We start from the raw sequence: 25,961 nt of genomic DNA, 5'->3' as shown, positions 1-25,961 counted from the left end.
CGATGCGCCTGCTGCCGGTCTACCGCGTGAGCGTGTACGTCCCGGTCGACCACGTGCAACGCGTCGTCGACGGCGTCTGCGCGGTCGACGACCTGCGCATCGGCGACTATGCGCACTCGGCGTGGATCTCGGCGCCGTCGACGGAACAGTTCCGGCCGCTCGAGGGCGCACACCCGACGCTCGGCGGCATCGGCGAGCTGGTGCGGGCGCCGAGCGTGCGCGTGGAGTTCTGCATTCCGCGCGACGCAGCGCGCCTGCAGCGCCTCGTCGAAGCGGGCATCCGCCCGCATCACCCGTGGGAAGTGCCCGCGGTCTTCGTCGACGAGTCGTCGATGCCGGCGCCCTGATCGCGCCCGACCGCGGCAACCTGCATCGAGACCTGTTTCCCGCCGAGCCACTGCCGCCCCACTTCGGCGAAGCCGTGTCGCGCGTGGAATGCGCGCGACGGTTCGTTCGGCGGCACCAGGTTGAATTCGCAGGCGACGCGCGGGATCGCCCGCGCACGCGCCCACGCGAACAGGTCCTCGTAGAGCCGGGACCCGAGGCGCCGGCCCTGCCGGTGCGCGCCGACGACGACGCGGTCGATGTAGCAGAAGCGCTCGTAGCGCGCGGCGAACCACGCGTAGTTGTCGTTGCGATAGGCGACGTGGTCCGGCATCGCGAGCAGGAACGCGGCGACCTCGCCGTCGACGATCGCGACGCGGTGGCAGCCGGCGAGCGCGTCGAGTTCGCGCAGGCGCGCGCCGTCCATCGGACTGGTGTGGCGCACTTCGGCGGCGTTGAGCGCGACGATCGCGTCGTGGTCGGCGACGGTCGCGTCGCGCAGCAGGACGGTCATGCCGCGATCATACGCGCGCCACCGCGGCGCCGGCGAGGTCAGCGCGAGGGTTCGACCATCACGGCGGTGCCGTACGCGAGTACCTCGGTCACGCCCTGCGCGATCTCGTTGGCGTCGTAGCGCATGCCGATCACCGCGTTCGCGCCGAGTTCCGCCGCGTGCTCGAGCATGAGGTCGAAGGCGTCGCTGCGCGCGCGCTCGCACAATTCGGCGAACAGGCTGATGTTGCCGCCGACCAGCGTCTGCAGCGCCGCACCGATGTTGCCAATGACGCTGCGCGAGCGGACGGTGATGCCGCGCACGACGCCGAGGCTGACGGCGACGCGATGCCCGTGCAGTTCGTTCGCGGTGGTCACCATGCTGCGATCGACCTTCTTCATGTCGCCTCCTTCGCGCCCTCGCCGACCGCGCGCCGCACCACTGCGGCGAAGCGTTCGAGGTTGAGCGGCTTGGTCAGGTAATGGTTGGCGCCGGCACGCAGCGACGCGTCGCGCGCATCCGTGGTCGCATTGGCCGACAATGCGACGACCGGCCCGCGGTAACCCTGCGCGCGCAGCTGGTAGACGACCGCATTGCCGGAAAGCCCGGGCAACTCGACGTCGACGAGCAGGAGATCGGGCCGCGAGGCCGCCGCGCGCGCGATCGCCGGCGCTGCCTCGCCGAGCACCTCCACCTCGAAGCCGAGGTCCTCGAGCAGCACTTCGAGCAGTTGCGCGACATCCGGGTCGTCGTCGACGACGAGCGCGCGGTGGCCGCGCAGCCCGGGCACTTCGGCCGCCGACGCGATCGACGCGACCGACGGCAGCTCGATGCGGAAATGCGTGCCCTGCCCCGGCTCCGATTCGAGCGCGAGCGTGCCATGCATCTGCTCGACCAGCCGGCGCACGATGCTGAGGCCGAGCCCCGCGCCCTTGCAGCCGGCCTGCGCGCCGCGGTTGAACGGCTTGAACACCTGGCCGACGAACTCGGGCGCGATGCCGATGCCGCTGTCGCGCACCTCGACGACGAGGTGGCGCCGACGCCAGTCCAGCGCGAGCCCGATTTCGCCCGAGGCCGTGTAGCGCACGGCGTTGGAGAGCAGGTTGACGAGGATCTGCCGCAGCTTGACTTCATCGAAGCGCGGCGGCGTGGCGTCCTCGCTCGCGAGCGTCGCGTGGAAGCGCACGCCCTTGGCCTCGGCGAGCGGCGCGAACATGGCCTCGACGTCGGCGAGCAGCGCGGCGAGGTCGACCTCGACCGGGTTGAGCAAGGCCCCGCCCGCTTCGCCGCGACCGTACTCGAGCAGGTTCTCGGCCAGCGCGAACAGGTAGGTCGCGCTGCGGCGCACGGCCTGCAGCGCCTGGCGCGAGGTCGCGTCGGCGAACGCGCGCCGCTCGACCAGGTGCAGGTAGCCGAAGATCGCCGTGAGCGGCGTGCGGAACTCGTGGCTCAGCGTCGCGATGAGGGCGTTCTTCAGCGCATTCGCTTCTTCCAGGCTGCTGCGCTGGCGGTCGAGTTCGTCGCGGATGTCCTTGAGCTGGCCGATCGCCTTCGACTTCGCGTGGCTGGCGATGACCGCCTCGTGCACGAGCTGCTGCTGCACGCGTTCGTGCGAGCGCGCTTCCTCGGCGTCGAGCAGCAACACGTGGAAGCCGTCGTCGTCGGCGACGAGGTGCACGTGCGCGCTGCGCCCGTTGGCGAGTTCGACGAACGGGATGTCCTGGTCGCGATCGAGTGGCAGGCCGACGAACAGGTCCTGCAATGCCTGCAGGCCTTCCGGCCCGTACGGTGCGAGGCCGTAGACTGCGGGATCGCCCTGCACGCCGAGCAGGCGCCAGCCGGGTGCGAAACTGAAGAGCAGCAGGTGCGCGCGGTCGACCAGCACCGCGCGAAGGTAGGCCTGCACGACCGCGGGCCAGGTGGCGTCGACGATCATCCGACCAGTCTCCGCGCGATTTCGGCGAACGCATCCTCGACGCCGGCGCCCGACAGCGCGCTCGTCTCGAACACCGGCAGGCTGCGGCGCATCTCGGCCAGCGTGGTCGCGGCGACTTCCCAGCGCTCGACGATGTCGAGCTTGTTGACCGCGAGCACGGCGACCGCGTCCGGCAGCGTGCTGCGCGACTGCATGAGCAGGTTGAGCGCGGAACTCAGGCTTGCTTCGCGCGTGCCGTCGGCGACCAGCAGCAGGGCGCTCGCGCCGCGCAGGTAGCTCGTGCTCGGCGCGTCGAGCGCGCTGCGCCCGGCGATGTCCCACAGCACGAGCTTGACGGGTTCGCACCCCGGCAGTGCGACCTCCTTGCTGTCGACCTTGACTCCGACCGTGGTGAGGTACTTGTCGGAAAACGTGCTGCGCACGTAGCGGGCGACGAGGCTGGTCTTGCCGACGCCGAAGTCGCCGAGCATGCAGACCTTGCAGGAGGACGCGTTCACGGGCCTGCCTCGCGCACGGTTGCGCGCAGCTCGGCACCGCGGCGGTTCGGCGCGTCTGCCGGCTGCGCGGAATCGGCCACGCTCACGCCGGTGATGCCCCGCGCGGCGAGCGCGTGTTCGAGCCACTGCGCGCGCTGCGCACGCACGCGCGCATTGGTTTCGCTTCCGCCGCTTTCGTCGTTGCTGCCGTAGGCGCGTATTCCAACCTCGACCTTCGCCGCGGGTGCGAGCGCGGTGACGCGGCGCAACGATGCCGCGAGGTCGTCGACGACCGCGTCGGCGCCGTCGGCCGGATCCACGCCCTGCACGAACGCCACGTGGCGTGCCTGGAGTTCGGCGAGGACCCGCTCGAGCTCGAGGCGGGCCTGCCGCTGCGCGACGGCCGCGTCATCGCCGGCACCGGCGGCGGCGGCCGAGAGCGACGATTCGACGCGCGCGACGCCGGCGACCCAGGGCGCGCGCGCCTGCGCGGCGTCGATCCATGCCTGCGGCGCCGTGCCGGACAGGCGCAGCACGCGCCCCTGCACGGCGAGCGTGACCGAGCCGGGCGGCGCGAGCAGGCGCGCCGCGCGGCGTGCGATCACCGCATCGTCGGTGGAGACGTAACCACTCGCGTCGAGCGTGGGAACGACCGCGCCCAGGTCGGCGCCCGCGAGCACGGCATCGAGTGGTTCCGCATCGGGATCGAGCAGGCCGTGCACGGTGAGCGCGCGCCAGGCGCGGGCTTCGATGCCGGTGAGCACGAAGCCCGGATGCGCGGCGAGGCGCGCGCGCAGTGCGTCGATGCGCGCGTCCCAGCGCCAGCGCGACCATGCGAGGCCGCCGAGCAGCGCGAGCGCGAGCGCGCCGATGACCAGCAGCGGCACGCGCGACGGCTTGCGCGCGGACGACGGCGCGGTCGCTTCCTCGGTGTCGCGCAGCAGCGCCGCCGGCGCGAGCAGCCCGCGCACGAGCGCATCCTCGCCGAGCGACTGCAGCGGCGCGTCCGGCGGCAGCGCGAGCAGGTGCGCATGGATCTCCTCGAGGCGCTGCTCCATCAAGGTGCGCAACTGCGCCGGCGGCACGCCGTGGACGAAGCAGGCGAGATTGGCGCGCGGGCCGTGCTCGACCCAGACGAGGTCCGCGCCGACCTGCGCCGACTCGAGCGCGCCGCCGACGTCGCCGCCGACCGAGTCGTCGACGAAGTCGCCGAGCGCGGTGAGCATGCCCGCGATCGCATCCGCATCGAGCGGCGGCAGGCCCGGTGCGGAGGCGTGGTGCAGCACGAGCCCGCTCGCGCGCTCGATGAGGAACACGTGGTCGATGCCGTAGGCGAGGCGATGCTTGAGCACGACTTCGGCGTACGGCACGCCGCCACGCCAGGCCTCGAAGCGCCACTTGAGGCCGCGCGCGGTGAAGCTGCTCTCGATCGCGCCATTGAGGTTGGCGACGAGGCTGCGCAACGCCTCGGCGATCGACTTGCGGATCATCGGGCCGAGGATCGGGAACAACGCGTCGACGAGGCTCTGCCGGTGCTTCTGCACGGCCGCGCCGAGCGCCTGCGCGACCGGCTCGGACAGGGCCGCGGCGACGCGCGGGTTGCCCTGCTCGTTGCGCAGGGCCTCGACCGCGGCATCGGGAAGGCGCGCGGGCAGATCGCGCTGCGCGCGTTCGAGCTCGGCGATGCGCGCGCGTGCGTCGGCGAGCTCGCGCCGCTCGCCGCCGAGCAGCAGTTCGCGCAGGCGCTCGAAGCCCCCGGGCGCCTCCGATGCCTCGCGCGAGGGGGCCTCGGCAGGATCGGCCATGCGCGGCGCCACGGGCCGACCGGCGAGGTCGCCGATGCCAGGGCTCGTCATCGCGGCGCTCCGCCCGTCTCCTATTTCGGCGACGGCAGTTCGAAGTCGCCGCGCAGCCTGAGCGCGAATTCGGTCAGCAACGCCGCGAGGTCGTCGCGGCCGACCTTCTCGGCGCGCAGTTCGGCGCCCGTGCGCGCGAGCGCGGAATCGGCCTCGCCCGCGCGTGCCTGCACGCTTGCGCCGAGTTCGGCGATTTCGCCGCGCAGGCGCTCGTCGCTGCGCGCGATCTCCTGCGCGAGCGCATCGAGCGCCTTGTTGACTTCCGCACGCGCGGTGCGCGCGGCCTGCTGCAGGCGCGATTCGAGGTCGTCGATCGCGCCGTTGCGGTCCTCGATCTCCTGGCGCACGAGCTTGCCGAGCTTGTCGAGCTGGTCGTCGAGGCGCTTGTCGATCTGCGCGAGACGCTTCTCCTGCGCTTCGCGCATGCGCGTGAGCTCGGCTTCGAAGCGCTGGTTGAGGTCCTGGAAGCGGCGCTCGTAGTCGCGCATCTGGCCGCCGAACAGGATGTCCCGGATCTGGTCGACGTTGCGATCGGCGCCGCCGTCCGCGGCGGGCTTCTTCGGATCTGCCATGGCCTTGCTCCTCGTGTGCGTACGCGTGGCCGCCGCGCGCCGCTCGGGCGCCGGCCGCTGGCGCGGATCGACTTTCCGGCGCGGACTCCGTTTTGCTGCGGTGGCCATCGCGATCTCCCGGTGCTGCGGTTCGCGCGCCGTTCCCGGCGCGCCGGCTCAGATCGGCTCGAGCCGATAGCCGTGCTGATAGATCGCGGCGAGGCGCCAGCCATGCTCGCCGCTGAGTTCGAGTTTCTTGCGCAGGCGGCTCACGTGCGTGTCGACCGTGCGCGTCGACACGGCCGAGCTGAGGTTCCACACGTTCTCGAGCAGCGCGTCGCGGCTGACGATGCGGCCGTGGCGGCGGAACAGGAAGCTCGCGAGGTCGAATTCGCGCTGGGTGAGGTCCACCTCGCGCCCGTCGACGCTGATGCGGCGGCGCTTCGCATCGAGCGAGTACGGCGCGAGTTCGATCGTCTCGCCAGCCTCCGCATCGGCGCCGTGCCGGCGCAGCACGACGCTCACGCGCGCGATCAGTTCGCGCCGCTTGGGCGGCTTCACGACGTAGTCGTCGCCACCGCTGGCGAGGCCGCGCACGATGTCGTCCTCGGTATCGCGCGCGGTCAGGAACACGACCGGCAGGCGGCTGTTCGCCGAGCTGCGGATGCCCTCGATGACTTCGATGCCGCTGCCGTCCGGCAGCATCCAGTCGAGCAGCAACAGGTCGACCGCCTCGCTGCCCTGGCGCCGGCGGTATTCGCCGACGCTGCGGAACAGGCGGGTCGCGTAGCCGGCTTCCTCCAGCCACTGCCCGACCAGCGCCGCCATGTCCTCGTCATCCTCGAGCAGGCCGACTACCAGTCCGAGCTTGTTCATGATGGCGGCGTCGGTCGGTCGTGGTCGGCGGCTCCCCCGGCGGATGCGCTCACTCGACGACGAAGTTCACGCGCATGTTGACGCGCCATTCGGTGATCGCGCCGTCGTCTCCGGTGACGACCTTGATCTCGTTGACCCACGCGCCGCGGATGTTCTTCACCGTCTGCGAGACCTTGCGCAGTCCCTGCTGGACGGCATCCTCGATGCCTTTGGGTGACGACACACTGAGTTCGATGACCTTGGCGACGGACATGATCAGGCTCCTCTCGGGAAGGGCGGGCCCACTATAGCAAAGGCGCGCGCGGGCGCGACATGCGCGTGCGCCGCCGGCTCAGGCCGGTTCGATGCCCTCGCGCGGCACGTAACGCAACCAGACCAGGAACACGACGAGTGCGTCGAGCACGATCAGCGCCTGCCAAAGGTACAAGTGGAACCAGTCGAACCAGACGCGGTTCCACTGCCCGAGGTAGAACAGGCTGATGATGCGCACGAGGTTGAGCAGCTGGATCGCCGCGAAGCCGATGCCGATGCCGGCGAGGCGATGCTTCCACGGCGCCGGGAACGCGAGCATCGCCGAGACGAGGATGATCACCGCCTCGACGCCGTTGCAGCCGCGCTCGATCGAGATCGCGAAGCCGTTGCGCGTGCTGTGCAGCTCCTTGCCGAACGCGATCACGTGGGAGTCGAACAGGCCGACCAGCCAGACGCTGACCTTGGCGATCGCGGCGGTGAACGGCTCGATCACGTGGCGATCGACGGGCTGCATCAGTTCGGCGACGAACAACGCGCTGAAGATCGCGCCGAACAGGACTATGAAGCGGAGCATGGCGGGCGACGGCGTGGCGGGGCGGCATGGTGCCGCAGGCCGGCGATTGTATCGCCATCGCGCCCGGCGACGAGCCGCGCGTGACGCACGCGTCACCGCCGCGGCGTGCGGCCCTGCTAGCATTCCGGCATGAATCCCGCACCCAGCCTGTTCCTGGTCGGTCCGATGGGTGCCGGCAAGACCACCGTCGGGCGCCTGATCGCCGAACTGTTCCGCATGCCGTTCATCGACCTCGACCACGAGATCGAAGCGCACACCGGTGCCGCCGTCGGCCTCATCTTCGAGCTCGAGGGCGAGGCGGGTTTCCGCCGGCGCGAGAGCGCGATGCTGGCCGGACTGGCCGCGCGCCACGGCATCGTGCTCGCGACCGGCGGCGGCGCCGTGCTCGATGCGGAGAACCGGCGCGTGCTGCGCGAGAACGGTTTCGTGATCTGGCTCGACGCGGACGTGGACGCGCAGCTCGCGCGGCTCGCACGCGATCGCCAACGGCCGCTGCTGCAGGCGCCCGGCCGGCGCGAGCGGCTGGAAAGGCTCGCGCGCGAACGCAATCCGCTCTACGCCGAAATCGCCGACCTGCGCCTGCCCTCGAGCGGCGTCGGGAACAGTTCACACGCGGCACACGACCTGCTCGACCTGCTCGAGGCGCGCTGGCGACGCGGCAATCCGGAGGCTGCATGATTTCCCTCGACGTCGCGCTCGGCGAGCGCGCCTACCCGATCCACGTCGGCCCCGGCCTGCTCGCCGACACGGCGCGCTGGCGCGAGGCGATCCGCGGCCGCCATGTGCTCGTGGTCAGCAACGAGACGGTCGCGCCGCTCTATCTCGCGCGCGTCGAGGCGGGCCTGCGCGGCCACGTCCATGCGAGCCTCGTGCTGCCCGACGGCGAGGCGCACAAGACGCTCGCGACCTGCGCGCGCGTGTTCGACGCGCTCGCCGCGCTCGGCGCGAACCGCGACGCCACGATCCTCGCGCTCGGCGGCGGCGTGATCGGCGACCTCGCCGGCTTCGCCGCCGCGTGCTGGATGCGCGGCATCGACTTCGTGCAGATGCCGACGACGCTGCTGGCGATGGTCGATTCGTCGGTCGGCGGCAAGACCGGCGTGAACCTGCCCGCGGGCAAGAACCTCGTCGGCGCGTTCCACCAGCCGCGCGCGGTCATCGCGGACACGTCCACGCTGGCCACCTTGCCGGAACGCGAATACCGCGCCGGCCTCGCCGAAGTCGTCAAGTACGGCGCGATCGGCGATGCCGCATTCTTCGCCTGGCTCGAGCGCCATGCCGACGCCTTGAACGCGCGCGACGACGCGGTGCTCGCCGAAGCGATCGCCGCCAGTTGCCGCCACAAGGCAGGGGTGGTCGCGCGCGACGAGCACGAACAGGGCGAGCGCGCGCTGCTGAATTTCGGCCACACGTTCGGGCATGCGCTCGAGACCGCGACCGGCTACGGCAACCTGCTGCACGGCGAAGCGGTCGCGATCGGCATGGTCCTCGCGGCGCGCCTGTCGGCCGAACGCGGGCACGCGTCGCACGACGACGCGCGCCGCCTCGCGCGCCTGCTCGCCGCATTCGGGCTGCCGACCGCGGCGCCGGCGGCCGATCCGGAACGACTGCTCGCGCTCATGCAGCTCGACAAGAAGAACCTCGGCGGCCGCCTGCGCCTGATCCTCTGGCACGGCATCGGTGCCGCCGCGATCGTGCCCGACGTCGATGCCGCGGCGATCCGCGGCGTACTCGCTGCGGCCTGAGCGCGCGGCGAGCCCCCTGACTTCCGGACGTTGACGTCGCGCGCGCGTGCGCTAGTGTTCCGGCCACGTCCACAAGGAAGCCATGCTCATGAAGAAGACCTTCGTCCGCCTCACCGTTGCGCTCGCGTTCGCCGCGAGCGGCGCCGCGCTCGCCGCGTCGATCGCCGAAGGCTTCGACCGCGTGCTGCCGGGCGACTGGCGCTCGATGCTGCTCAAGGCCAAGCGCGCCTACGAGGGCAAGCGCTACGACGAGGCATTCGCGGCGTTCCAGCGCACCGCGTGCGCGGGCGACAAGGAAAGCCAGTCCGCGCTCGGCCGCATGTACCTGCTCGGCCAGGGCGCGCCGCGCGACGATCTCACCGGTTACGCGTGGCTCAAGGTCGCGGCCGAGGTGAACCAGCGCGGCTACCACGCCATCGTCGAGAAGATCGAAGCCGCGATGACCCCGGAGCAACGCCGCATCGCCGACGTCGAGGCGCGCCGCCTCATCGACAATTACGGATTGCGCGCGACCAACATGAGCTGCAACCTCGCCGCGACGCAGGGCGGCCACATCCTCGACAGCGTCGTGTGCGCGCCGCGCGAGGATGGGCCCAACCTGTTGCTGAAGCGGTGCGTGGCGGAGGTGAGGTGACGCCAGGGCCGAGGCCGAGGGCCGGGATCCCGTCGTCATTCCCCCGGGAGGGAATCCACTTTCATCCCGGCGCCCCGGCCTTGCTGCGCGCGCCCCCGCCTCAGAACCTGTGCGCGAGCCTCACGAACCAGGCCGCGCCATTGAGGCCGAACTGCACCGCTTCGTACTTGAAGCCGTTGTCGGTCTCGTCCGGATTCTGCGAAGTCGGGAACTTGTCGAAGATGTTGGTGCCGCCGACGGTGAGCTTGGTGTTCTCGCTGAAGCTGTAGGTGAGGCTCGCGTCGGCCGAGGTCGCGGCACCGTAGTGCTGGTTCGGCACCGGCGGGCCGGAGAACGTGCCGAGCGTCATGCGGCCGAAGTGGATGAACTTGAGGTTCGCGTCCCAGTCGCCGATCGAATAGTCGAAGCCGAGCGTCGCCTTCGAGCGCGGCGCGCCGCCTTCGATGAACAGGCGGTCGCGCTCGCCGAGCAGCGAGTCCTCGCGGCCGACCAGCGACGGCGGCGTGTGCACCTTGCGCACCTTGGTCGTGCCGTGGTTGAACGCGAGGAAGCTCTCGAGGCGGCCCTGGCCGAGGTCCATGCCATGGCTGACCGTGAGGTCGAGGCCCTGCGTGCGCGTGTCGACCGAGTTGACGAAGAATTGCGCCGAGCCGACGCCGAGCTGCTGCAGGATCTCGCCGATGTCGGGATCGGACGTGTCGAAGTAGCCGGTCAGCACGATGCGGTCGTCGATGTCGATGCGATAACCGTCCAGCGTGATCGACAGCGCGTCGGTCGGCTTCCAGGTGAAGCCGGCGGTGACGCTCTGCGACGTTTCCTCCTTGAGGTTCGGGATGCCCGCCGCGCGCGCGATCGGCCCGCCGTTGGGCGCGAGCACGACGTCGACCGGTTCGCCGCTGATGAAGTCGGTGAACGTCGAGGAGAACCAGCGCTGCTGCAACGACGGCGCGCGGAAGCCCGTGCTCGCCGACGCGCGCAGCAGGAACTGGTCGGTCACGCGGAACGCGGCGGCGATCTTGCCGGTCGTGGTCGAACCGAAGTCGCTGTAATCCTCGTAGCGCAGCGCCTGGTCGGTCATGAAGCGATCGGTCCAGTTCGTCTCGACGTCGACGTAACCGGCCCAGCTGTGCCGGCTCTTGTCGGCCGCGTCGGCGGGCTGGAAGCCGGGGAAGCCCTGGCTGCCCGCGTTGCCGCCGCCGGGGCCGTCGGCGTCGATGTACGAGCCGGGCTCGCCCGCGTAGATCTCGTAGTTCTCGTGGCGGAACTCGCCGCCGAACGCGACGTTGACGCCGTGCAACCAGCCGTCGAAGAAGCGCGTGAAGTCGAGGTTCGTCGTCGCCTGCGTGAACGAGAAACCGCCCGCGTTGAAGTGGTCCGGGCTGATGCCGGCGCCGCCGTGCTCGAGGTCGTAGTTGGCGATCGACGCGTTGAGCGTGTGGCGGATGGTGTCGATGAGCTTGTTGTAGCCCAGCGTCTGCGACGCATCGACGCGCCAGTCGTTCCAGTTCCACCACACGCCCGCGGTGCCGTGGCGATCCTGCACGTACGGATCGATGAACGGCACGAAGCCGTCCGGGTACATCGCCTCGGAATTGCGCGACGGGATGTCGTCCGAACCGATGCCGCCGCGCGCGAACGCGCCCGACGAGGCGCTGCGGTTCTGCAGGCCGCCGTCGAAGTAGAAGTGCATGCCGTTGCCGAACGGGATGTCGCCGTTGAAGTAGACGGTGCCGTTCTCGACCGCGGTATCCCCGATCGTGCGCGGATTGTCCGGGCCGGAACGGTTGGAGCGGCCGCGGTCGAGGTATTCGCCGGTCAGCGCCACGACGCCGTCGTTGCCGACCTGGAAGCCGCAGTAGGCCGAGGCGAGCCAGTTCTCGCCGTCGCCACGCGAGTATTCGCCGTAGCCGACGACACCCTCGCAGCCCTTGCGGCGCTTCAAGGCGATGTTCATGACGCCGGCGATCGCGTCCGAGCCGTACTGGGCGGCGGCGCCGTCGCGCAGGATCTCGACGTGGTCGATCGCGAGCAGCGGGATCGTGTTGAGGTCGGTGCCGGTATTGCCGCGGTTGCGCGCGCCGAACAGGTTGACCAGCGCGGTCGAGTGCAGGCGCTTGCCGTTGACGAGCACGAGGGTCTGGTCCGAGCCGAGCCCGCGCAGGGCGGCCGAATCGACCGAGTCGGCGTTGTCGGCGCCGGTCTGGTGGCCGGAAATGAACGAGGGCGCGGTGTACTGCAGCGTCTGCGCGAGATCGAAGTTGCCGCCCTGCTCGGCCGCCTTCTGCATCGGCAGCATGTCGACCGGCACGGCCGTTTCCGTGTCGGAGGAACGGTCGTAGCGGCGCGAACCGAGTACGGTCACGCCTTCGAGTTCGGTCATCCGGTCTTCCGCCGGCGCGGCGGAACCTGCCTGCGGATCCGCCTCGGCGGCATGGGCGGCGTGCAGGAAACCGATGTTGACGACGGCCGCGGCGATGGCCGCGCCGAGCGAGCGCGAAACAGCCATGATCCCCTCCCCAGGGAGTCTGTGTGTGCGGCGCAGCTTAACCGATCCGGCGCCCGCCAGCGGCTGCACGGCGCGCACTCGGCAGGCGGCGAACGGGGCAGGAACGCGGCGTTCCCGGCCACTCCGGATGAACCGGGACGCGTGCCGGCAAGCTGCACCGGTGCCGTACGGCGTCACGGTGCTAACGCCCGCCGCGACGCAGACGCTACAATCCGCGATGCTCTGATCGCGACGCCCCATGCGCCTCTTCATGCAGACCAAACCGACCGGCGCCGACGCGCCGCGTTACTACCAGCTCGTGCTGCAGCAGGACCTGCTCGGCGGCTGGACGCTGTTTCGCGAATGGGGCCAGCAAGGCAGCCGCGCGAGCAGCAAGCGCGAGGTCTACCTCGAACGCGATGCGGCGTTGACCGCGTTCGAGCACGCACGCGACGCGCAGTTGCGGCGCGGCTTCCACGTGATGTTCAGCCAGGGCTTCGAAGGGCCGCACGCGCGTTGAGCGCGCGGCCCGTTCCGATTCCAGCGTCCGCCGCGCGTGCCCGCCGCCGCGACGACGCCGTCCGCCATCCCTTTTCGTCGTGCAGACCATGACCACCACCACGCCCGACCACCGCTTCCTGCGCGCGCTGCGCCGCGAACCCGTCGACACGACGCCGATCTGGATCATGCGCCAGGCCGGCCGCTACCTGCCCGAGTACCGCGCCACGCGCGAACGCGCGGGCAGTTTCCTCGCCCTCGCGCAGACGCCCGAACTCGCCTGCGAAGTGACCCTGCAACCGCTCGCGCGCTTCCCGCTCGACGCGGCGATCCTGTTCTCCGACATCCTCACGATCCCCGACGCGATGGGCTTGGGCCTGCACTTCGTCGAAGGCGAAGGGCCGAAGTTCGCGCGCCCGCTGCGCAGCGCGGCCGACATCGCCCGCCTCGGCGTGCCCGACCCGGAAACGGACCTGCGCTACGTCGTCGATGCGGTGCGCCTCGTGCGCCGCGAACTGCACGAGCGCGCGCCGCTGATCGGCTTCTCCGGCAGCCCGTGGACGCTCGCCTGCTACATGATCGAAGGCGAAGGCTCGTCGAGCTTCGCGCGCGCGAAGGCACTCGCGCTCGAGGACGCGCCGACGATGCACCGCCTGCTCGACACGCTCGCGCAAGCCGTCGCGCGCTACCTCGCCGCGCAGGCGGCCGCGGGCGCGCAGGCGCTCATGGTGTTCGACACCTGGGGCGGCCTGCTCGCACCCGCGATGTTCCGCGAGTTCTCGCTGCGCCCGCTCGCCGCGATCGCCGCGCGCCTCAAGGCCGACGCGGCCACGCGCGACGTGCCGCTGATCCTGTTCTCCAAGGGCGCCAACGGACACCTGGAAGCGCTCGCCGACACCGGCTGCGACGCACTCGGCGTCGACTGGACGATCGACCTCGGCGAAGCCCGCGCGCGCGTCGGCCAGCGCGTCGCCCTGCAAGGCAACCTCGACCCGGCCGTACTCGCCGCGTCGCCCGACACGATCCGCGCGCAGGCACGCAAGGTGCTCGACGCGTACGCGGGCGCACCCGGCCACGTTTTCAACCTCGGCCACGGCATCACGCCGGACATCGACCCCGCCCACGTCGCCGCCCTCGTCGACGAAGTGCACGCGTATCGCGCGGGCGGCTGAGCAAAGCCGGAAACCCTGGAACACGAAGCACACCGAGCACACCGAGAAGGCAATCAGGGAAGCTCTTCTTCGTGTGCTCGGCGTGCTTCGTGCTGCAATCCTGCCTCTGGCTTTGCTTCGTCTCGCGCGGCAGGCCCCGCGCGGGCTAGCGGTACGAGCGGCGCCAGGGCTTCCTGATGCGGCCCATCAGCGACGGTTCGGGCGTCGCGGGCTCGTGGCGGCGTGCGCGCGGTTGCCATTCGATGTTGCCGATCGCGTCGTAGGCGTTGACGAGGTTGAACACCTCGGCCATCGGTGCGGCCGCGGCCGCGGCGATCTCGTGCAGGCGTGCCGGCTGCAGCATCGCCGAGGCGATGCGGAAATAGCGGCCGAGGTCCTTGTCGATCTCGATCCAGTGCTTGATCTTGTAGGTGCCGCCCGGGTCGAGGTGCTTGGCGAGGTGGCCATCCGACTGCACGAGCACCTGCAGCCAGACCAGACGCGAATACGCGTGCGACTGCTGTTCGGCACGCACGTCGGCGAGCTCGGTGCCGGTCAGCGGCTGCCAGTCGCAGAGCCGCCATTTCACGCGGCAATACGGTTCGAGCGCGCCGAGCGCGGCCGGGGCATGCGCGACCTTGTTCTTCGGGTCGAGCACGAGCGGCGGCGCACCGGCAAGGCTGAAGCGCGCCGGCATCGTCAGCAGGTTGCTTTCGAGGTATTCGCGCAGTTCGCGCGGCGCGGTGTCGGTGAGCATGCTCTCGCGCGTCGCGTACTTGCGCGCCGGTTCCGCCGGCGCCGCGCGCGGTGGCGGCGGGTCGCGCCCGACCATTTCGCGCAGCTCGAGCGGCTGCGGCTGCAGCGCCTGGTCCAGGCCCATCGCCGGCAGGACGTCGGGTTCGGCCACGGGCGCGCTGTCGCTCGCGGCGTCGCCGAGGTCGCGCGTGTAGAAATCGTCGGTGTGCGCGCCGATGTCGGCACGCGCGACGACCGGCGTCGCGGCCTGCTTCAGCACTTCGATCACGTTCGCGCGCGTGAGCGGGCGACGCAGCACCAGGTCGGCGCCTTCGACCGTGCGGTCGGTGAACACCGCGCAGCGGATGCCGGCGCCCTGCGCGCGCGTGCGCGCCATCTGCCCGCCGAAGGAATCGACGTCGACGACGACGAGGTCGGCCGTGTCTTCGTCACCCCAGCGCCAGGTCTGGCCGATATCGTCCGCGCATTTGCGCAGCAGCAGGCGCAGGTGCGCGACCTCCTGTTCCGACACTCCGACGACCGCAATGGTCCTGCTGTTGCTCACGTGCCCCCGTGCCCCCGCACCGCTGGCTGCCCTGTCGGCGCATCCTACGCGTCATTTCATCGCGGGCACAATCGACCGCGCGCCCGCCGGTCGCGCGATCCGACCGCTCGGGCGAGGCGCGCGATCCCGTTCAGGATCGCGCGGACTTGCGCGCCTGCTTGCGTGCCGCAGCCGGCTTGCGCTTGGGCTTGAGCAGGGTGCCGGTGCAGCGCGGCGCGCCGCAGCGGCAGGCCCAGATCGCCTTCAGGCGCGGCGTCAGGCGCTCCTCGAGCACGATGCCGTAGTCGTAGGTGAGTTCCTCGCCGGCGCGCAGCGGGCGCAGCGTCTCGATCACGACGCGGTCCTTGCGCGGGTCGCCGCCCTCGTCTTCTTCGAGCAGGGCGCGGCAGTTCGGCTTGCAGCTGTGGTTGATCCAGCGCGCGATGTTGCCTTCGCTGTTGGCGTCGATGACGTACTTGTCGTTGAGCGTGAACAGGAACGTGTGCCCGGTGTCGCTGGTGTTGGCGTACAGGCGGTCGGCCTGGGCGTGGGTAAGGCGCTTGCCCCGGTACTCGATGAGTTCGACGCCCTTGGGGATGTCGACGAGGGCGAAGACGCCGTTGCCATGGATCGGCGAGCGGCGGGCGGCGATGCGTCTGGACATGCGTGGATTCGGATTCGCGTGGAGTGGAACGGCCATCATAGCGTGTACGCACGCGGCGGCGATCACGTGCTAGCGTGCGCGCATCGCGACCCTGGAAGCGCCACCGTGACGAAACGCCTTGCCGTCCTCCTCGCTGCCGCACTGCTCGCCGGACACTGCGCCGTCGCATCGGCGCGCCATCCGAAGGCGCCGAAGACACCCGCGGCAGCGACCGGCGCGGGCCGCTACGACTACTACGTCATGGCGCTGTCGTGGTCGCCGACGTTCTGCCAGACCCACCCGGACGAGGACGAGCAATGCGGCCACAAGGGCTACGGTTTCGTGCTGCACGGCCTGTGGCCGCAGTACGAGGGCGGCGGCGGCCCGCAGCGCTGCCGCACCGACGCGAGGCCGGACCGGCGCACCGTCGAGGCGACGCTCGCCTTCATGCCGAGCCGCCGCCTCATCAACCACGAGTGGCAGGCGCACGGCAGTTGCAGCGGTCTCGCGCCGAACGCCTACTTCAGGCTCGCCGACCGCGCTTACGCGGCGGTGCAGGTGCCGCCCGAACTGAAGGCGCCCGCGCGCGACCTGTCCATGCGCGCGGGCGACTTGCGCGCTGCGCTCAAGCGCGCCAACCCCGGCCTCGCCGACGACATGCTGAGCCTGCACTGCAGCCAGGGCGCGCTGGTCGAGGTACGCGTCTGCCTCGACAAGGACCTCGGCCTGCGCAGTTGCGGCAGGCGCATGCGCACGGGCTGCCCGGTGTCGGCGCCGTTCACGATTCCCGCGGCGCGCTAGCCGCGCGCGGCGAGCGCACAGGTATGCTTGCGCGCATGCCCACGGCCCCAAGCCCATGACCCTGCTGCGCCCGCGCCTGCGCGGACTCGTGGTCAAGCTCGCGCTGTTCTACGCGCTGCTCGCGCTGCCGACCCTCGTGCTGGTCGAGGCGGTGATCCTCTCGCACGAGTTCCAGCAGATGATGCGCGGCCTTGCCGAAGGCAGCCTCGAGCGCGCTGCGGACGCCGGCGCCGACGAGTTCGCCCGCCGCTGGCCCGAGTTGCACGGCGTCGACGAAGCGGCGCGCGTCGGCGCGCAGGCCTGGCTCGACGGCTGGGTGCTGCGCCTGCAACAGCCGCGCGGCGGCCTCACGCCGGACGCATCCTACCTGTTGCTCGAACTGTCCGAGCGGCCGCTGAGCGCCGCGCTGCTCGACCTCGACGGCCGCGAACGCGTCGTCTCGCCACCCGACCGCGGCGCGCACGTGACGGCGCCGTCGGCAACGGATTTCTCCCGCGCGCGCGCCGCCGGCCATGCGGTCGCGCTGCCCGGCAGCGACGAAGGCCGCCGGCTGCGACGCGCGCTGGCGCCGCTGCGCGACGCGCAGGGCCGCGACGTCGGCTGGCTCGCGCTGGAACTGCACCTGCCTTCGCCCTGGCGCCACCTGCTGTCCGAATCGAGCTTCGAGTCGCCGACCGTGTTCGGCTTCCTCGTCGTGTTCGGCATCGCCTCGTCGCTGTTCCTCGCCGGCTGGGTGACGCGCCGGCTCAACCGCATCGCGTACGCGGCGAACGCCTGGAGCCGCGGCGACTTCGGCGACCACATCGGCGACCACTCCGGCGACGAGCTCGGCGCGCTGTCGACCCTGCTCGACCGCATGGCGCTCGACCTCAAGGGCCTGCTGCGCACGCGCGCGCAGCTGGCGACCCTGGCCGAGCGCCAGCGCCTCGCGCGCGACCTGCACGACACGGTCAAGCAGAAGGCATTCGCGCTCAACCTGCAACTCGCCACCGCACGCCGCATCGCCGCCGACCCGACGGTCGCGGACCGGCTCGAGCAGGCGCAGCGCCTCACCCAGCAGATCCAGCAGGAGCTCGCGCAGATCCTCGACGAGCTGCGCGCCTCCGACGCCGAGCTGCCGTTCGCCGAACGGCTGCGCACGCGCGCGGTCGAGTGGGCCCATCTCAGCGGCATCGCGGTGGAGACCACGCTCGACGACGTGCCGCCGCAGGCGGCGCCGGTCGAGGAATCGCTGCTGCGCATCGTCGACGAGGCCCTCTCGAACGTGTTGCGCCACAGCGGCGCGAGCCGGGTCGAGGTCAGGCTCGCGCGCCAGCAGGAGCGGGTCGAGCTCGTCATCGCCGACAACGGCCGCGGCGCGCCGGAGGCGCCCGCGGCGGGCATGGGGCTGCGCAACCTGCGCGAGCGGGCGCTGCTGCTGCCGGGCGGGCACCTCGAGCTGGCCCCTCGCCCCGAGGGCGGCCTCAGGGTTGCCGTCAGCTTCAACGTAGTGGAGACTGCCGACCAATGAACACGCCCATCCGCATCGTCATCGCCGACGACCATGTGCTCGTCCGGCAAGGCATCCGCGCGTTCCTCGAGACGCACGCGGACCTGTCCATCGTCGGCGAAGCCGAAAACGGCGGCGACGCGATCCGCCTGTGCCGCGAGAAATCGCCGGAGGTCGCGCTGGTCGACCTCGTCATGCCCGGCGGCGGCATCGAAACCACGCGCCTGATCCGCGAGCAGAACCCGAACACCCAGGTCGTCCTGCTCACCTCGTTCGAGGACGCGCAGCAGATCGTCCAGGCGGTGCGCGCGGGCGCGCTCTCGTGCCTGCTCAAGGACGTCGACGCCGACGCGCTCGCCGAAGCGGTGCGCAAGGCTGCGCGCGGCGAAGCCGTGCTGCACCAGCGCGTCGCGGCGCGCCTGATGGAACTTTTGCGCCAGGAGAACGAACCCGGCGCGGAGATGCTCGACTCGCTGAGCCAGCGCGAGCGCGAAGTGCTCGCGTTGATCGCCGAGGGCCTCAACAACCAGCAGATCGCCGAACGCCTCGGCATCGGCGAAAAGACGGTCAAGACGCACGTCAGCAACGTGCTCGGCAAGCTCGACGTCACCGACCGCACGCAGGCGGCCGTCTACGCATGGAAGAGCGGCCTCAAGCAGCGGCCGACCCACTGACGCCGCCGCGGCCGGCGGCCGCGGGCACGCTCATTCGCTGGCAGGATCGCGCGGCGCAGGCGTCGCCTCGTCGTCCGCATCGTCGATTTGGCCGTCCGCGGGCCGCGGCGCTTCGCCGGGCTGCCGCGACGCTGCGTCCGCGTCCGCGTCCGCCGGCGGGTCGCGCGCCGCGTCGAGCAGCGCCGCGTCGATGCGCTTGCGCTGCCGGCGCCGCAGTTCGCTCGCGATCAGTTCCTCCGCGATGCGGCGACGCATGTCGTTGCGCCGGCTCTCTTCGTCGTGGCTGTTGCTCACTGCGTGTCGCCCATGTCATCGCGCCCCTGTTCGCGATCGCGGGCGGCTGCCGTCCCGTTCGCAGCCACCGCGGCCCGACGATAAAACGCGGCGACATGCTTGCGCGTCGATCGCGCAAGGGAATCCCCCTCGCATGCGACGGGGAAATTCCCTCGCGCTGTCGCCGGCGTGAGCGTGGCATGGGTTACGCGCTAGACTCGGGCATGAATCCCGGCCGCCTTGTCCGCGCCGGGTGCCCGGGGGCCCGATGACCATGCGACCGCTCCGCCTGCCTGCCTGCGCGCTGCTCCTCTCCGCGCTGCTCGGCGCGCACGTGGCGCACGCGCAGGTCGACGTCGAGGTCATCGGCGATACCGCGCACGCGACGATCCTGCTCGAGGACGCGCTCGGCACGCACTACGACGCCGAAGTCACGATCGTCTTCGACACGCCGACCAACCTCAGCCCGCGCAGCCTCAACCTCAGCGCGGAGCTGTTCGACCCGGCCCACCCACCCGGTGCGCTTCCCGCCGGCGTCGCCATCGACCCGGCGTTCCCGATGCTTGTCACGATCGAGCCGCCTGGCACGCCGGAACTGTTCACGAGCGGCTTCGAACCCTTCGAGGACGGCACCGGCGTGCTGTCGTTCCACAACACCTACGACATCGAGGTGCACACGCACCGGCTCGCCTACACGCCGAACAGTCCGTACCGCCTGCTCAAGGCGCCGATCGGTGGCACCTTCGCCGACGTGACCGAGGACGTGCTCAAAGGCAGCGCGCGCGCACGCGGTCGCGGCGGCGCGTTCTCGCAGTTCATCGTCGCGAAGGACGCCAACACCGGCCTCGTCGCGGTGCTGGTCGTGATCCTGCCGAAGTCGACCGCGCTGACCCTGCGCCTGACCGCGGCGATCCTCGGCAACCTGCTGCGCGGCGAACTCACGGCGCTGCTCACCAACGTGATCGCCGCGATCGGCACCGCAGTGCTCGATCCGGTGCTCGGTTGCACCAATGCACTCGGACCGCTCGACGACTTCATCGCCGACGTCGAGGCGCACGCCGGCATCGACATCGCCAACCTCTGGCGCGGCCAGCGCGACATGGTCAACGACGCGGGCGAACTGTCGAGCCTCGCGCGCACGCTGCGCTTCAGCCTGCTGCGTTGCGCCGGCGGCGCGTGATCGCTCCATGCCGGCGCGCCTGACCGCCTATCCACCCGACGGCGCCGCGCTGGTGCGCGTGATCGAGGAAGGCACGGCGTACCGCCTCGGCCGCGCGAGCGCCTGCGAGCTGCGCATCGAACATCCCTCCGTGTCGCGCTTCCATGCCGAACTCGAGTGGCGCGGCGATGGCTGGCTGCTGTCGGACACCGGCAGCAAGAACGGCCTGCGCGTCGACGGCCACATGGTGCGCAGCGCGCAGCTCGCCGCATCCACGTGGTTCTCCGTCGGCGACGTGCAGTGCTCGTTCGAGCGCATCGACGATGCCGCGGCCGCCGCGCACCGCTCGGCCGGCCTCAGCCGACGCGAAGTGTCGCGCGCGCTGTCGGCGCAACTGCAGCAGCCGAACATCGGCATGAGCACGCTGATCCCGCAGATGCTCGACATGGTGCTGCAGCTGTCCGGCCTCGACCGCGGCTTCGTGCTGTACGCCGACGCGGGGCGCCCCCTGCGCGTGCACGCGAGCCGCGCGCTGCGCCCGGCGGACCTGTCCGGCGACCGCTTCGCCGGCAGCGCCGCGGCGGTCGAGCGCGTGCTCGCCAGCCGCAAGTCCGTGGTCTGCTGCGACACGACCGATTCGCCATGGCTGGCGCAACGCCCGAGCGTGCGCCTCGGCGGCATCCGCGCGCTCGTCTGCACGCCGCTGCTGATGCAGGACGGCGCGACGGGCGTCATCTACGCCGACAGCCGTACGCCGGGGCCGCCGGTCACCGAACTCGACCTCGAACTGGTCGAGAACGTCGCCGGCGCGGCCGCGACCGCGCTCGAGGCCGCGCGCCTGCGCGACCGCATCGCCGGCCTCATCGACGCGCTGCCCGACGGCGATGCGCCGTCGTGGGAAGATTTGCGCAAGGTATCGGCTTAGAAAAAGCGTCCGTACCTGTGCGGCGCGCGCCTTCCGCGCTATCGTGGGCGCGTGAATGCCGGCCTGAACGAACCATCGCCCAGCGACGACGCCGCGACGCTCACCGGCTTTTTCGCCGCGAGCGAGCTGCGCGCCGGCGACGTGCTGGGCGGGCGCTTCCGCATCGAGGCGATGATCGGCATCGGCGGCATGGGCGTCGTCTACCGCGCGCGCGACCTCTCGCTCGACATCGACGTCGCGCTCAAGCTGCTGCGCCCCGACCTCGCGCGCCGCCCGGAGGCGTTCCGCACCTTCCGCCAGGAACTGCTGCTCGCGCGACAGGTATCGAGCCCGCACGTGGTGCGCATCCACGACATCGCCGAGCACGACGGCCGCTGGTTCATCAGCATGGACTTCATCGCCGGCGAATCGCTCGAGCACCGCCTCGACCGCGTGCGCAGGCTCGCGCCGGAACAGGCGATCGCGATCGTGCGCGGGTTGCTCGAAGGACTCGGCGCGGCTCACCTGCGCGGCGTCGTCCACCGCGACCTGAAGCCCGCCAACGTGCTGCTCGGCGACGGCGACCACGCCTACATCACCGACTTCGGCGTCGCCCGCATCCTCGGCGCGACCGGCATGACGCAGACCGGCATGATCGTCGGCACGCCCGAATACCTGTCGCCCGAGCAGGCGCGCGGTGGACCGATCGACGCGCGCAGCGACCTCTACGCCGTCGGCCTCATCTTCTACGAGATGCTCGCGGGCGAGCTGCCGTTCTCCGGCGGCACGCCGGCGGAAGCCGTGGTGCAACGCCTGTTGCGCCCCCCGCCGTCGCTCGCCAGGGCGCGGCCGGAGCTGCCGGGATGGATGCACGCGTTCAGCGAGCGCCTGCTCAAGGTCAATCCGGCGCACCGGTTCGCCTCGGCGCGCGATGCCGTGCGTGCGCTCGACGCCAGGCGCGTGCCGCGACCGCCGCTCGACCGGCGCGTGCTGTGGGCCGGCGCGTTCGCCGCACTCGCCTGCACCGCGCTCGCCACCTGGCTGTGGCGCCACCCGTGGCCCGCGCCCGCGCCGGCCGCGGTCGTCGCGCCGGCCGTGCCACGCATCGGCGTGCTGCCGATCTTCGCGCCCACGGGCGATGCCGAGCTTGCCGCGATCGCGCGCGGCCTCGACGAACACCTCGCGACCTGGCTGCGCAACGATCCCGGCGCGGCATCGATCCCGCGCCGTCGCGTGCTCGACGCACTCGCGCGCGTCGCACCGGACCAGCCGCGCGACGTGCTGCTGCGCCGCCTCGCCGACGTCGCCGGCGCAGCCAAGGCGACCCGCCTCGTGCATGGCACGCTCGCGCGCGATGCACAGGCGTTGCACCTGCAACTCTGGTCGAGCGAGCCGTCGTCGCCGCAGGCCGGACCTGTCGTCGACGTGCGCGGCACGAATGCGGCCGAGTTGTTCGCCGCCTATCGCGAAGCGACGGCGACCTGGCTCGCCGCGTCGGGGCGGCGCGCGGGAACCACCCCGTCGCTCGCGCCCGCCTCGCTCGCCGCGTTCGGCGGCGCGCTGGCCGCGCTCGACCGGCACGAACCCGCGCCGGCGGCGGCGACCCTCGCCGGACTCGCCGCGCAGGACCCGGCCAGCGCGCTCGTCGCGCGCGCGTTGCTCGACGCGCAGTCCGCCGCGCAGCAGGAACTGCCGGCCGACAACACGCGCGCGGCGATCCTGCAGCGGTTCGCGCACGAGGACGGCGCGCTCGGGCGCGAGCTGCGCGCACGCGCGCTCGACGACCCGGCGCAGGCGCGCAGCCTGCTCGACGACTCCGTGCGCGCGTTCCCGCACGATCCATTCCTTTCCCTGCTCGCCGCGGAAACCCTCGCCGCCGATGGCGACGGCGCCGGCGCGATCGCGCAGTTGCGCCGCTACGTGAAGGAAGACGACCAGGATGCACGCGCCTGGTTCCTGCTCGGCCGCACCTCGATCCAGCAGGGCGAGGCGCAGCCCGCGGTCGACGAGTACCTCGTGCGCGCGCTCGTGCTCGACACGCGCGCGCGCGACGCGGCCGCCGAAGCGGAAGTGCGCAACGCGCTCGGCATCGGCTACGAGCGACTCGGCCAGCTCGACGCGGCGGCCGAGCAATACACGCGCGCCGCGGCGACGCGCGAACGCCTCGGCGACACGCTCGGCCTCAGCAAGACCTTGCGCAACCTCGCCATCGTCGAGGCCGAGCGCGGCGAGCGCGACGCGGCCGAGCGCACGCTCGATCGCGTCAAGGCGATGCTCGAGCAGCTCGGCGATCGCGCCAGCCTCGCCGACCTTGCCAACGACCGCGGCGTGATCGCCGAGGAACGCGGCGACGATGCGGCCGCGCTCGTCGCCTATCGCGAGGCGCTCGCGTTGCGCCAGCAGCTCGACCTGCCCGACCAGGTCGCCGAGAGCCTCAACAACGTCGGCTTCAGTTCGTTCCGGCTCGGCCAGTTCGACAATGCGCTGGTCTACTGGCAACAGGCCGAATCCCTCTACCGCAAGCTCGACGACAACAACGGCCTGCTGCGCGTCGAGCAGAGCATCGGCCTGCTCGACATCGCGCGCGGGCATTTCGCGGCGGCGCGCGAGCGCCTGCAGAAGACCTTGCGCGATGCGGAGGACCGCCAGCTCGGCGAGGAAGCCTCCGCCGCGCACCTCGACCTCGGCGAGCTCTCGCTCGCCGAGGGCCGTTGGGCCGAGGGTCTCGACCACGCCGTGCGCGCGGAACGGATCGCCGCGCGCCGCGCCGACCGGCGCATGCTGGTGGAGGCGACGCTGCTGCAGGCGCGCCTGTCGAGCGCACTCGGTGACGAAGCGGCGACCGACGCCGCACTCGCCAGGGTCCCCGCCGGGCATGCCAATGCCGACCAGCGCGCGACGCTCCTGCTCGTCGGCGCCAGACAACTGCAGGCGCGCGGCGACTTCGCCGCCGCCGCGGCCAGGCTCGACGATGCGGCTGCCGCCGCCGCCGAGGCGCACAGTGGCAAGGTCGCGGTCGAAGTGCGCTTGCAGCGTGCGCGACTCGCCTTCGCGATGCCCGGCAAACCGACGCGCGCGGCCTCCGCACTCGCCGCCCTGAGCGGCGACGCCACTCAGCTCGCCGAAGTGCCGACGCGGCTCGCCTGGCTCGAACTCGAGATCGGCGCCGCGCTGCAGGCCGGCGATCGCGGCACCGCCGCGCGGCGCTATCGTGAAGCCCTGCCCTTGCTCAAGGATGCCGGCCGCGCGGCCGACGCGTATTTCGTCCATGCCCTCGGCGCGCGCGCGTTCCCGCCCGATGCAGCCGAAGCGATCGCGGCGACCGCGGCGGCAGCCGCGGCGCGCAAGGACCTGCTCGCCGATGCACCCGAAGGCGCGCGCGCGAACCTGGACCAGCGGATCGAACGACGCCTGCGCGAGGAAGGCGGCGATGCGCACTGACCCCCCCTCCCCCAACGAGATGCGCGCGCAGCTCACCGAGCTCCTGCAGGCGCACGAAGCCCTCGCCGAACGCCTGCGCCAGGGCCAGGCCGCGTTCCAGCGCATCGCGCGGTCGGTGTGGCGCGTGCAGGAAGAGGAACGCAGCCGCTTCGCGCGCGAACTGCACGACGGCGTCGGCCACAACCTGGCCGCGATGCTGCACCTGATCAGCGAAGCGCTGGCGTCGCTGCCCGACGACGAACGCAACCGCCACGCGCGCGACGAACTCGCGCGCGCGCACGCGATCGGCGATTCGACCCTGCAGGACACGCGCGCGCTGTCGCGCATGCTGCGCCCGCAGATCCTCGACGATCTCGGCCTCGAACCCGCGTTGCGCTGGCTCGCGCGCTCGTTCTCCGAGACGCACGGCATCGACACGCAGCTCGACTACCACGCGCCGCCCGCGGGCATCGACGCCGACCGCTCGACGTTGGTGTTCCGCCTCGTGCAGGAAGCACTCGCCAACACCGCCAGGCACGCATCCGCGCGCCGCGTGGCGATCGCGTTCGACGGCCGCGGCGAGCAGGCCAGCCTGCGCGTGCGCGACGACGGCAGCGGCTGCGACATCGATGCCGCGCTCGCGCGCGGCCGCCAGGGCGCCAGCAGCGGCCTCGGCGGCATGCGCGATCGCGTGCGCCTGTTCGGTGGTTCCCTCCAGTTCCAGTCCACACCCGGCGCCGGTTTCGGCCTGTCGGTGCATTTCCCGCTATCGGATGCCTCCCCGGGAGCGAGCCCATGATCCGCCTCTTGATTGCCGATGATCACACCGTGTTGCGCGAATGCCTGGTCGCGATGCTGCGGGCCAGCGGCGATTGCGTCGTCGTCGGCGAAGCCGGCGACGGCATCAGCGCCGTCGAACAGGCCCTCGCGCTGCAACCCGACATCGCGGTGATCGACATCTCGATGCCGCGCCTGTCCGGCATCGACGTCGTGCGCCGCCTGACCGAGGAACTGCCGCGCACGAAGGTGCTCGTGCTGACCATGCACGAGGAAGACGAGTACGCCGTGCAGGTGGTGCGCGCGGGTGCGTCTGGTTACCTGGTGAAGAACACCGCGACCAACGAGCTGCTCGATGCGATCCGCACGATCGCCGCCGGCGGCGTCTACTTCGGCCCGTACGCGACGAAGATCCTCGCCAGCCAGCTCAAGCATCCGCAGCCGGAAGATCCCTACGGCGCGCTGTCCGACCGCGAACGCGAAGTGCTGCACCTCGTCGTCGACGGCCTCACGATCAAGGAGATCGCCAACAAGCTCGACATCAGCGCGAAAGCCGCGGAGAACCGCCGCAGCCGCGTGCTCGCCAAGCTCGGCGTGCGCAACAGCGCCGAACTCGTGCGCTACGCGGTGCGCAAGCGCCTCGTCGACTGAACCGCCCGCCACCGCGCGGTTGCAATCGCCGCGCGCGTCC

27 protein-coding genes are annotated in these 25,961 nt (G+C 71.5%); 14 read left to right on the top strand and 13 right to left on the bottom strand.

All coding sequences use genetic code 11. From position 1 onward, the window contains the following. The first annotated feature begins 2 nt into the window (after window positions 1-2). Window positions 3-347 carry a YqfO family protein gene (locus EV148_RS15975; protein WP_131999842.1) on the top strand — a complete coding sequence of 115 codons (345 nt, stop codon included), beginning with the start codon at window positions 3-5 and terminating at the stop codon, window positions 345-347. On the opposite strand, the gene EV148_RS15970 is transcribed toward EV148_RS15975, so the two are convergent. The 9 genes from EV148_RS15970 to xrtH all read right to left on the bottom strand — a co-directional run bounded on the left by EV148_RS15970 (window position 290) and on the right by xrtH (window position 7,338). Next, window positions 290-838: a GNAT family N-acetyltransferase gene (locus EV148_RS15970; protein WP_241988124.1), complete on the bottom strand. Its 549-nt coding sequence runs from the start codon at window positions 836-838 to the stop codon at window positions 290-292. The genes EV148_RS15975 and EV148_RS15970 overlap by 58 nt on opposite strands. A 38-nt stretch (window positions 839-876) precedes the next feature. Next, the gene (locus EV148_RS15965) at window positions 877-1,218 is read right to left on the bottom strand and encodes a YbjQ family protein (protein ID WP_131999841.1); all 342 of its coding nucleotides are present in this window, start codon (window positions 1,216-1,218) and stop codon (window positions 877-879) included. Further along, window positions 1,215-2,753, bottom strand: a complete 1,539-nt coding sequence (locus EV148_RS15960) for an ATP-binding response regulator (RefSeq protein ID WP_131999840.1) — start codon at window positions 2,751-2,753, stop codon at window positions 1,215-1,217. The genes EV148_RS15965 and EV148_RS15960 overlap by 4 nt, the downstream gene beginning before the upstream one ends. Further along, window positions 2,750-3,250, bottom strand: coding sequence for a Rab family GTPase (locus EV148_RS15955; RefSeq protein ID WP_199222810.1), 501 nt, complete (start codon window positions 3,248-3,250; stop codon window positions 2,750-2,752). Before EV148_RS15955 ends, EV148_RS15960 begins: the two co-directional genes overlap by 4 nt. Then, window positions 3,247-5,085: a hypothetical protein gene (locus EV148_RS15950; RefSeq protein WP_131999839.1), complete on the bottom strand. Its 1,839-nt coding sequence runs from the start codon at window positions 5,083-5,085 to the stop codon at window positions 3,247-3,249. Before EV148_RS15950 ends, EV148_RS15955 begins: the two co-directional genes overlap by 4 nt. A gap of 20 nt (window positions 5,086-5,105) precedes the next feature. Next, window positions 5,106-5,657 (bottom strand): hypothetical protein, encoded by a 552-nt coding sequence (locus EV148_RS15945; RefSeq protein WP_131999838.1) that lies wholly within the window; start codon window positions 5,655-5,657, stop codon window positions 5,106-5,108. Between the two features lie 156 nt (window positions 5,658-5,813). Beyond that, window positions 5,814-6,512, bottom strand: a complete 699-nt coding sequence (locus tag EV148_RS15940) for a response regulator transcription factor (RefSeq protein WP_131999837.1) — start codon at window positions 6,510-6,512, stop codon at window positions 5,814-5,816. Between the two features lie 49 nt (window positions 6,513-6,561). Then, window positions 6,562-6,765, bottom strand: a complete 204-nt coding sequence (locus tag EV148_RS15935) for a dodecin family protein (RefSeq protein WP_131999836.1) — start codon at window positions 6,763-6,765, stop codon at window positions 6,562-6,564. A 78-nt stretch (window positions 6,766-6,843) separates the two neighbouring features. Continuing rightward, window positions 6,844-7,338 carry an exosortase H gene (xrtH, locus tag EV148_RS15930; protein WP_131999835.1) on the bottom strand — a complete coding sequence of 165 codons (495 nt, stop codon included), beginning with the start codon at window positions 7,336-7,338 and terminating at the stop codon, window positions 6,844-6,846. Window positions 7,339-7,467: 129 nt separating this feature from the next. On the opposite strand from xrtH, the gene EV148_RS15925 reads away from it, so the two are divergent. The 3 genes from EV148_RS15925 (at window position 7,468) to EV148_RS15915 (ending at window position 9,717) form a co-directional block, all read left to right on the top strand. Then, on the top strand, window positions 7,468-8,016 hold the full coding sequence (locus tag EV148_RS15925; protein ID WP_131999834.1) for a shikimate kinase: 549 nt from the start codon (window positions 7,468-7,470) through the stop codon (window positions 8,014-8,016). Next, window positions 8,013-9,083 carry a 3-dehydroquinate synthase gene (gene aroB, locus EV148_RS15920; protein ID WP_131999833.1) on the top strand — a complete coding sequence of 357 codons (1,071 nt, stop codon included), beginning with the start codon at window positions 8,013-8,015 and terminating at the stop codon, window positions 9,081-9,083. Before EV148_RS15925 ends, aroB begins: the two co-directional genes overlap by 4 nt. A gap of 88 nt (window positions 9,084-9,171) precedes the next feature. Further along, the gene (locus EV148_RS15915) at window positions 9,172-9,717 is read left to right on the top strand and encodes an SEL1-like repeat protein (RefSeq protein WP_131999832.1); all 546 of its coding nucleotides are present in this window, start codon (window positions 9,172-9,174) and stop codon (window positions 9,715-9,717) included. 100 nt (window positions 9,718-9,817) lie between these two features. Here the strand turns inward: EV148_RS15915 and EV148_RS15910 are convergent, their stop codons facing one another. Beyond that, window positions 9,818-12,223, bottom strand: coding sequence for a TonB-dependent receptor plug domain-containing protein (locus EV148_RS15910; RefSeq protein WP_199222809.1), 2,406 nt, complete (start codon window positions 12,221-12,223; stop codon window positions 9,818-9,820). 238 nt (window positions 12,224-12,461) lie between these two features. Between EV148_RS15910 and EV148_RS15905 the strand changes: the two genes are divergently transcribed. Both EV148_RS15905 and hemE read left to right on the top strand, forming a co-directional pair. Beyond that, a complete protein-coding gene (locus tag EV148_RS15905) occupies window positions 12,462-12,722 on the top strand; it encodes a WGR domain-containing protein (RefSeq protein WP_131999831.1) in 261 nt (86 codons plus the stop codon). A gap of 88 nt (window positions 12,723-12,810) precedes the next feature. After that, entirely contained in the window at window positions 12,811-13,872 is a 1,062-nt protein-coding gene (hemE, locus tag EV148_RS15900) for a uroporphyrinogen decarboxylase (protein ID WP_131999830.1), read from the top strand. Between the two features lie 145 nt (window positions 13,873-14,017). Here the strand turns inward: hemE and EV148_RS15895 are convergent, their stop codons facing one another. Together EV148_RS15895 and EV148_RS15890 are read right to left on the bottom strand one after the other, a co-directional pair. Continuing rightward, window positions 14,018-15,151 carry a hypothetical protein gene (locus EV148_RS15895; protein ID WP_131999829.1) on the bottom strand — a complete coding sequence of 378 codons (1,134 nt, stop codon included), beginning with the start codon at window positions 15,149-15,151 and terminating at the stop codon, window positions 14,018-14,020. Window positions 15,152-15,281: 130 nt separating this feature from the next. Then, window positions 15,282-15,794: an SET domain-containing protein gene (locus EV148_RS15890; RefSeq protein WP_131999828.1), complete on the bottom strand. Its 513-nt coding sequence runs from the start codon at window positions 15,792-15,794 to the stop codon at window positions 15,282-15,284. A 105-nt stretch (window positions 15,795-15,899) separates the two neighbouring features. On the opposite strand from EV148_RS15890, the gene EV148_RS15885 reads away from it, so the two are divergent. Genes EV148_RS15885 through EV148_RS15875 form a run of 3 tightly spaced genes read left to right on the top strand, consistent with a single transcriptional unit; the run spans window position 15,900 to window position 18,737 of the window. Next, window positions 15,900-16,574, top strand: coding sequence for a ribonuclease T2 family protein (locus EV148_RS15885; RefSeq protein ID WP_131999827.1), 675 nt, complete (start codon window positions 15,900-15,902; stop codon window positions 16,572-16,574). Between the two features lie 55 nt (window positions 16,575-16,629). After that, complete coding sequence (locus EV148_RS15880; RefSeq protein WP_131999826.1) at window positions 16,630-18,084, top strand: sensor histidine kinase; 1,455 nt, start codon at window positions 16,630-16,632, stop codon at window positions 18,082-18,084. Then, window positions 18,081-18,737 (top strand): response regulator, encoded by a 657-nt coding sequence (locus tag EV148_RS15875; RefSeq protein WP_131999825.1) that lies wholly within the window; start codon window positions 18,081-18,083, stop codon window positions 18,735-18,737. The genes EV148_RS15880 and EV148_RS15875 overlap by 4 nt, the downstream gene beginning before the upstream one ends. 30 nt (window positions 18,738-18,767) lie before the next feature. On the opposite strand, the gene EV148_RS15870 is transcribed toward EV148_RS15875, so the two are convergent. Continuing rightward, entirely contained in the window at window positions 18,768-19,031 is a 264-nt protein-coding gene (locus tag EV148_RS15870) for a hypothetical protein (protein WP_131999824.1), read from the bottom strand. Window positions 19,032-19,284: 253 nt separating this feature from the next. On the opposite strand from EV148_RS15870, the gene EV148_RS15865 reads away from it, so the two are divergent. Genes EV148_RS15865 through EV148_RS15845 form a run of 5 tightly spaced genes read left to right on the top strand, consistent with a single transcriptional unit; the run spans window position 19,285 to window position 25,921 of the window. Next, complete coding sequence (locus EV148_RS15865; protein ID WP_131999823.1) at window positions 19,285-20,190, top strand: DUF6689 family protein; 906 nt, start codon at window positions 19,285-19,287, stop codon at window positions 20,188-20,190. A 7-nt stretch (window positions 20,191-20,197) separates the two neighbouring features. Further along, window positions 20,198-21,094: an FHA domain-containing protein gene (locus EV148_RS15860; RefSeq protein ID WP_131999822.1), complete on the top strand. Its 897-nt coding sequence runs from the start codon at window positions 20,198-20,200 to the stop codon at window positions 21,092-21,094. 51 nt (window positions 21,095-21,145) lie between these two features. Continuing rightward, the gene (locus EV148_RS15855) at window positions 21,146-24,514 is read left to right on the top strand and encodes a serine/threonine-protein kinase (RefSeq protein WP_131999821.1); all 3,369 of its coding nucleotides are present in this window, start codon (window positions 21,146-21,148) and stop codon (window positions 24,512-24,514) included. Continuing rightward, window positions 24,504-25,292 (top strand): sensor histidine kinase, encoded by a 789-nt coding sequence (locus tag EV148_RS15850; protein WP_158287507.1) that lies wholly within the window; start codon window positions 24,504-24,506, stop codon window positions 25,290-25,292. The genes EV148_RS15855 and EV148_RS15850 overlap by 11 nt, the downstream gene beginning before the upstream one ends. Next, window positions 25,289-25,921: a response regulator transcription factor gene (locus EV148_RS15845; protein ID WP_131999819.1), complete on the top strand. Its 633-nt coding sequence runs from the start codon at window positions 25,289-25,291 to the stop codon at window positions 25,919-25,921. Before EV148_RS15850 ends, EV148_RS15845 begins: the two co-directional genes overlap by 4 nt. Window positions 25,922-25,961: the final 40 nt, after the last annotated feature.

The sequence above is a fragment of the Dokdonella fugitiva genome, from assembly GCF_004342425.1.
Classification (GTDB): Bacteria; Pseudomonadota; Gammaproteobacteria; order Xanthomonadales; family Rhodanobacteraceae; genus Dokdonella_A; species Dokdonella_A fugitiva.
This window is presented reverse-complemented; position numbering and strand designations above follow the sequence as displayed.

Bases quoted from the DNA above. Each gene is read 5' to 3' on its own strand.
- EV148_RS15970 (WP_241988124.1), bottom strand. From the start codon at position 838: ATGACCGTCCTGCTGCGCGACGCGACCGTCGCCGACCACGACGCGATC.
- EV148_RS15925 (WP_131999834.1), top strand. From the start codon at position 7,468: ATGAATCCCGCACCCAGCCTGTTCCTGGTCGGTCCGATGGGTGCCGGC.
- EV148_RS15915 (WP_131999832.1), top strand. From the start codon at position 9,172: ATGAAGAAGACCTTCGTCCGCCTCACCGTTGCGCTCGCGTTCGCCGCG.
- EV148_RS15935 (WP_131999836.1), bottom strand. From the start codon at position 6,765: ATGTCCGTCGCCAAGGTCATCGAACTCAGTGTGTCGTCACCCAAAGGC.
- EV148_RS15940 (WP_131999837.1), bottom strand. From the start codon at position 6,512: ATGAACAAGCTCGGACTGGTAGTCGGCCTGCTCGAGGATGACGAGGAC.
- EV148_RS15890 (WP_131999828.1), bottom strand. From the start codon at position 15,794: ATGTCCAGACGCATCGCCGCCCGCCGCTCGCCGATCCATGGCAACGGC.
- EV148_RS15975 (WP_131999842.1), top strand. From the start codon at position 3: ATGCGCCTGCTGCCGGTCTACCGCGTGAGCGTGTACGTCCCGGTCGAC.
- EV148_RS15865 (WP_131999823.1), top strand. From the start codon at position 19,285: ATGCGACCGCTCCGCCTGCCTGCCTGCGCGCTGCTCCTCTCCGCGCTG.
- EV148_RS15880 (WP_131999826.1), top strand. From the start codon at position 16,630: ATGACCCTGCTGCGCCCGCGCCTGCGCGGACTCGTGGTCAAGCTCGCG.
- aroB (WP_131999833.1), top strand. From the start codon at position 8,013: ATGATTTCCCTCGACGTCGCGCTCGGCGAGCGCGCCTACCCGATCCAC.
- EV148_RS15860 (WP_131999822.1), top strand. From the start codon at position 20,198: ATGCCGGCGCGCCTGACCGCCTATCCACCCGACGGCGCCGCGCTGGTG.
- EV148_RS15850 (WP_158287507.1), top strand. From the start codon at position 24,504: ATGCGCACTGACCCCCCCTCCCCCAACGAGATGCGCGCGCAGCTCACC.
- xrtH (WP_131999835.1), bottom strand. From the start codon at position 7,338: ATGCTCCGCTTCATAGTCCTGTTCGGCGCGATCTTCAGCGCGTTGTTC.
- EV148_RS15875 (WP_131999825.1), top strand. From the start codon at position 18,081: ATGAACACGCCCATCCGCATCGTCATCGCCGACGACCATGTGCTCGTC.
- EV148_RS15960 (WP_131999840.1), bottom strand. From the start codon at position 2,753: ATGATCGTCGACGCCACCTGGCCCGCGGTCGTGCAGGCCTACCTTCGC.
- EV148_RS15905 (WP_131999831.1), top strand. From the start codon at position 12,462: ATGCGCCTCTTCATGCAGACCAAACCGACCGGCGCCGACGCGCCGCGT.
- EV148_RS15965 (WP_131999841.1), bottom strand. From the start codon at position 1,218: ATGAAGAAGGTCGATCGCAGCATGGTGACCACCGCGAACGAACTGCAC.
- EV148_RS15845 (WP_131999819.1), top strand. From the start codon at position 25,289: ATGATCCGCCTCTTGATTGCCGATGATCACACCGTGTTGCGCGAATGC.
- EV148_RS15910 (WP_199222809.1), bottom strand. From the start codon at position 12,223: ATGGCTGTTTCGCGCTCGCTCGGCGCGGCCATCGCCGCGGCCGTCGTC.
- EV148_RS15950 (WP_131999839.1), bottom strand. From the start codon at position 5,085: ATGACGAGCCCTGGCATCGGCGACCTCGCCGGTCGGCCCGTGGCGCCG.
- hemE (WP_131999830.1), top strand. From the start codon at position 12,811: ATGACCACCACCACGCCCGACCACCGCTTCCTGCGCGCGCTGCGCCGC.
- EV148_RS15945 (WP_131999838.1), bottom strand. From the start codon at position 5,657: ATGGCAGATCCGAAGAAGCCCGCCGCGGACGGCGGCGCCGATCGCAAC.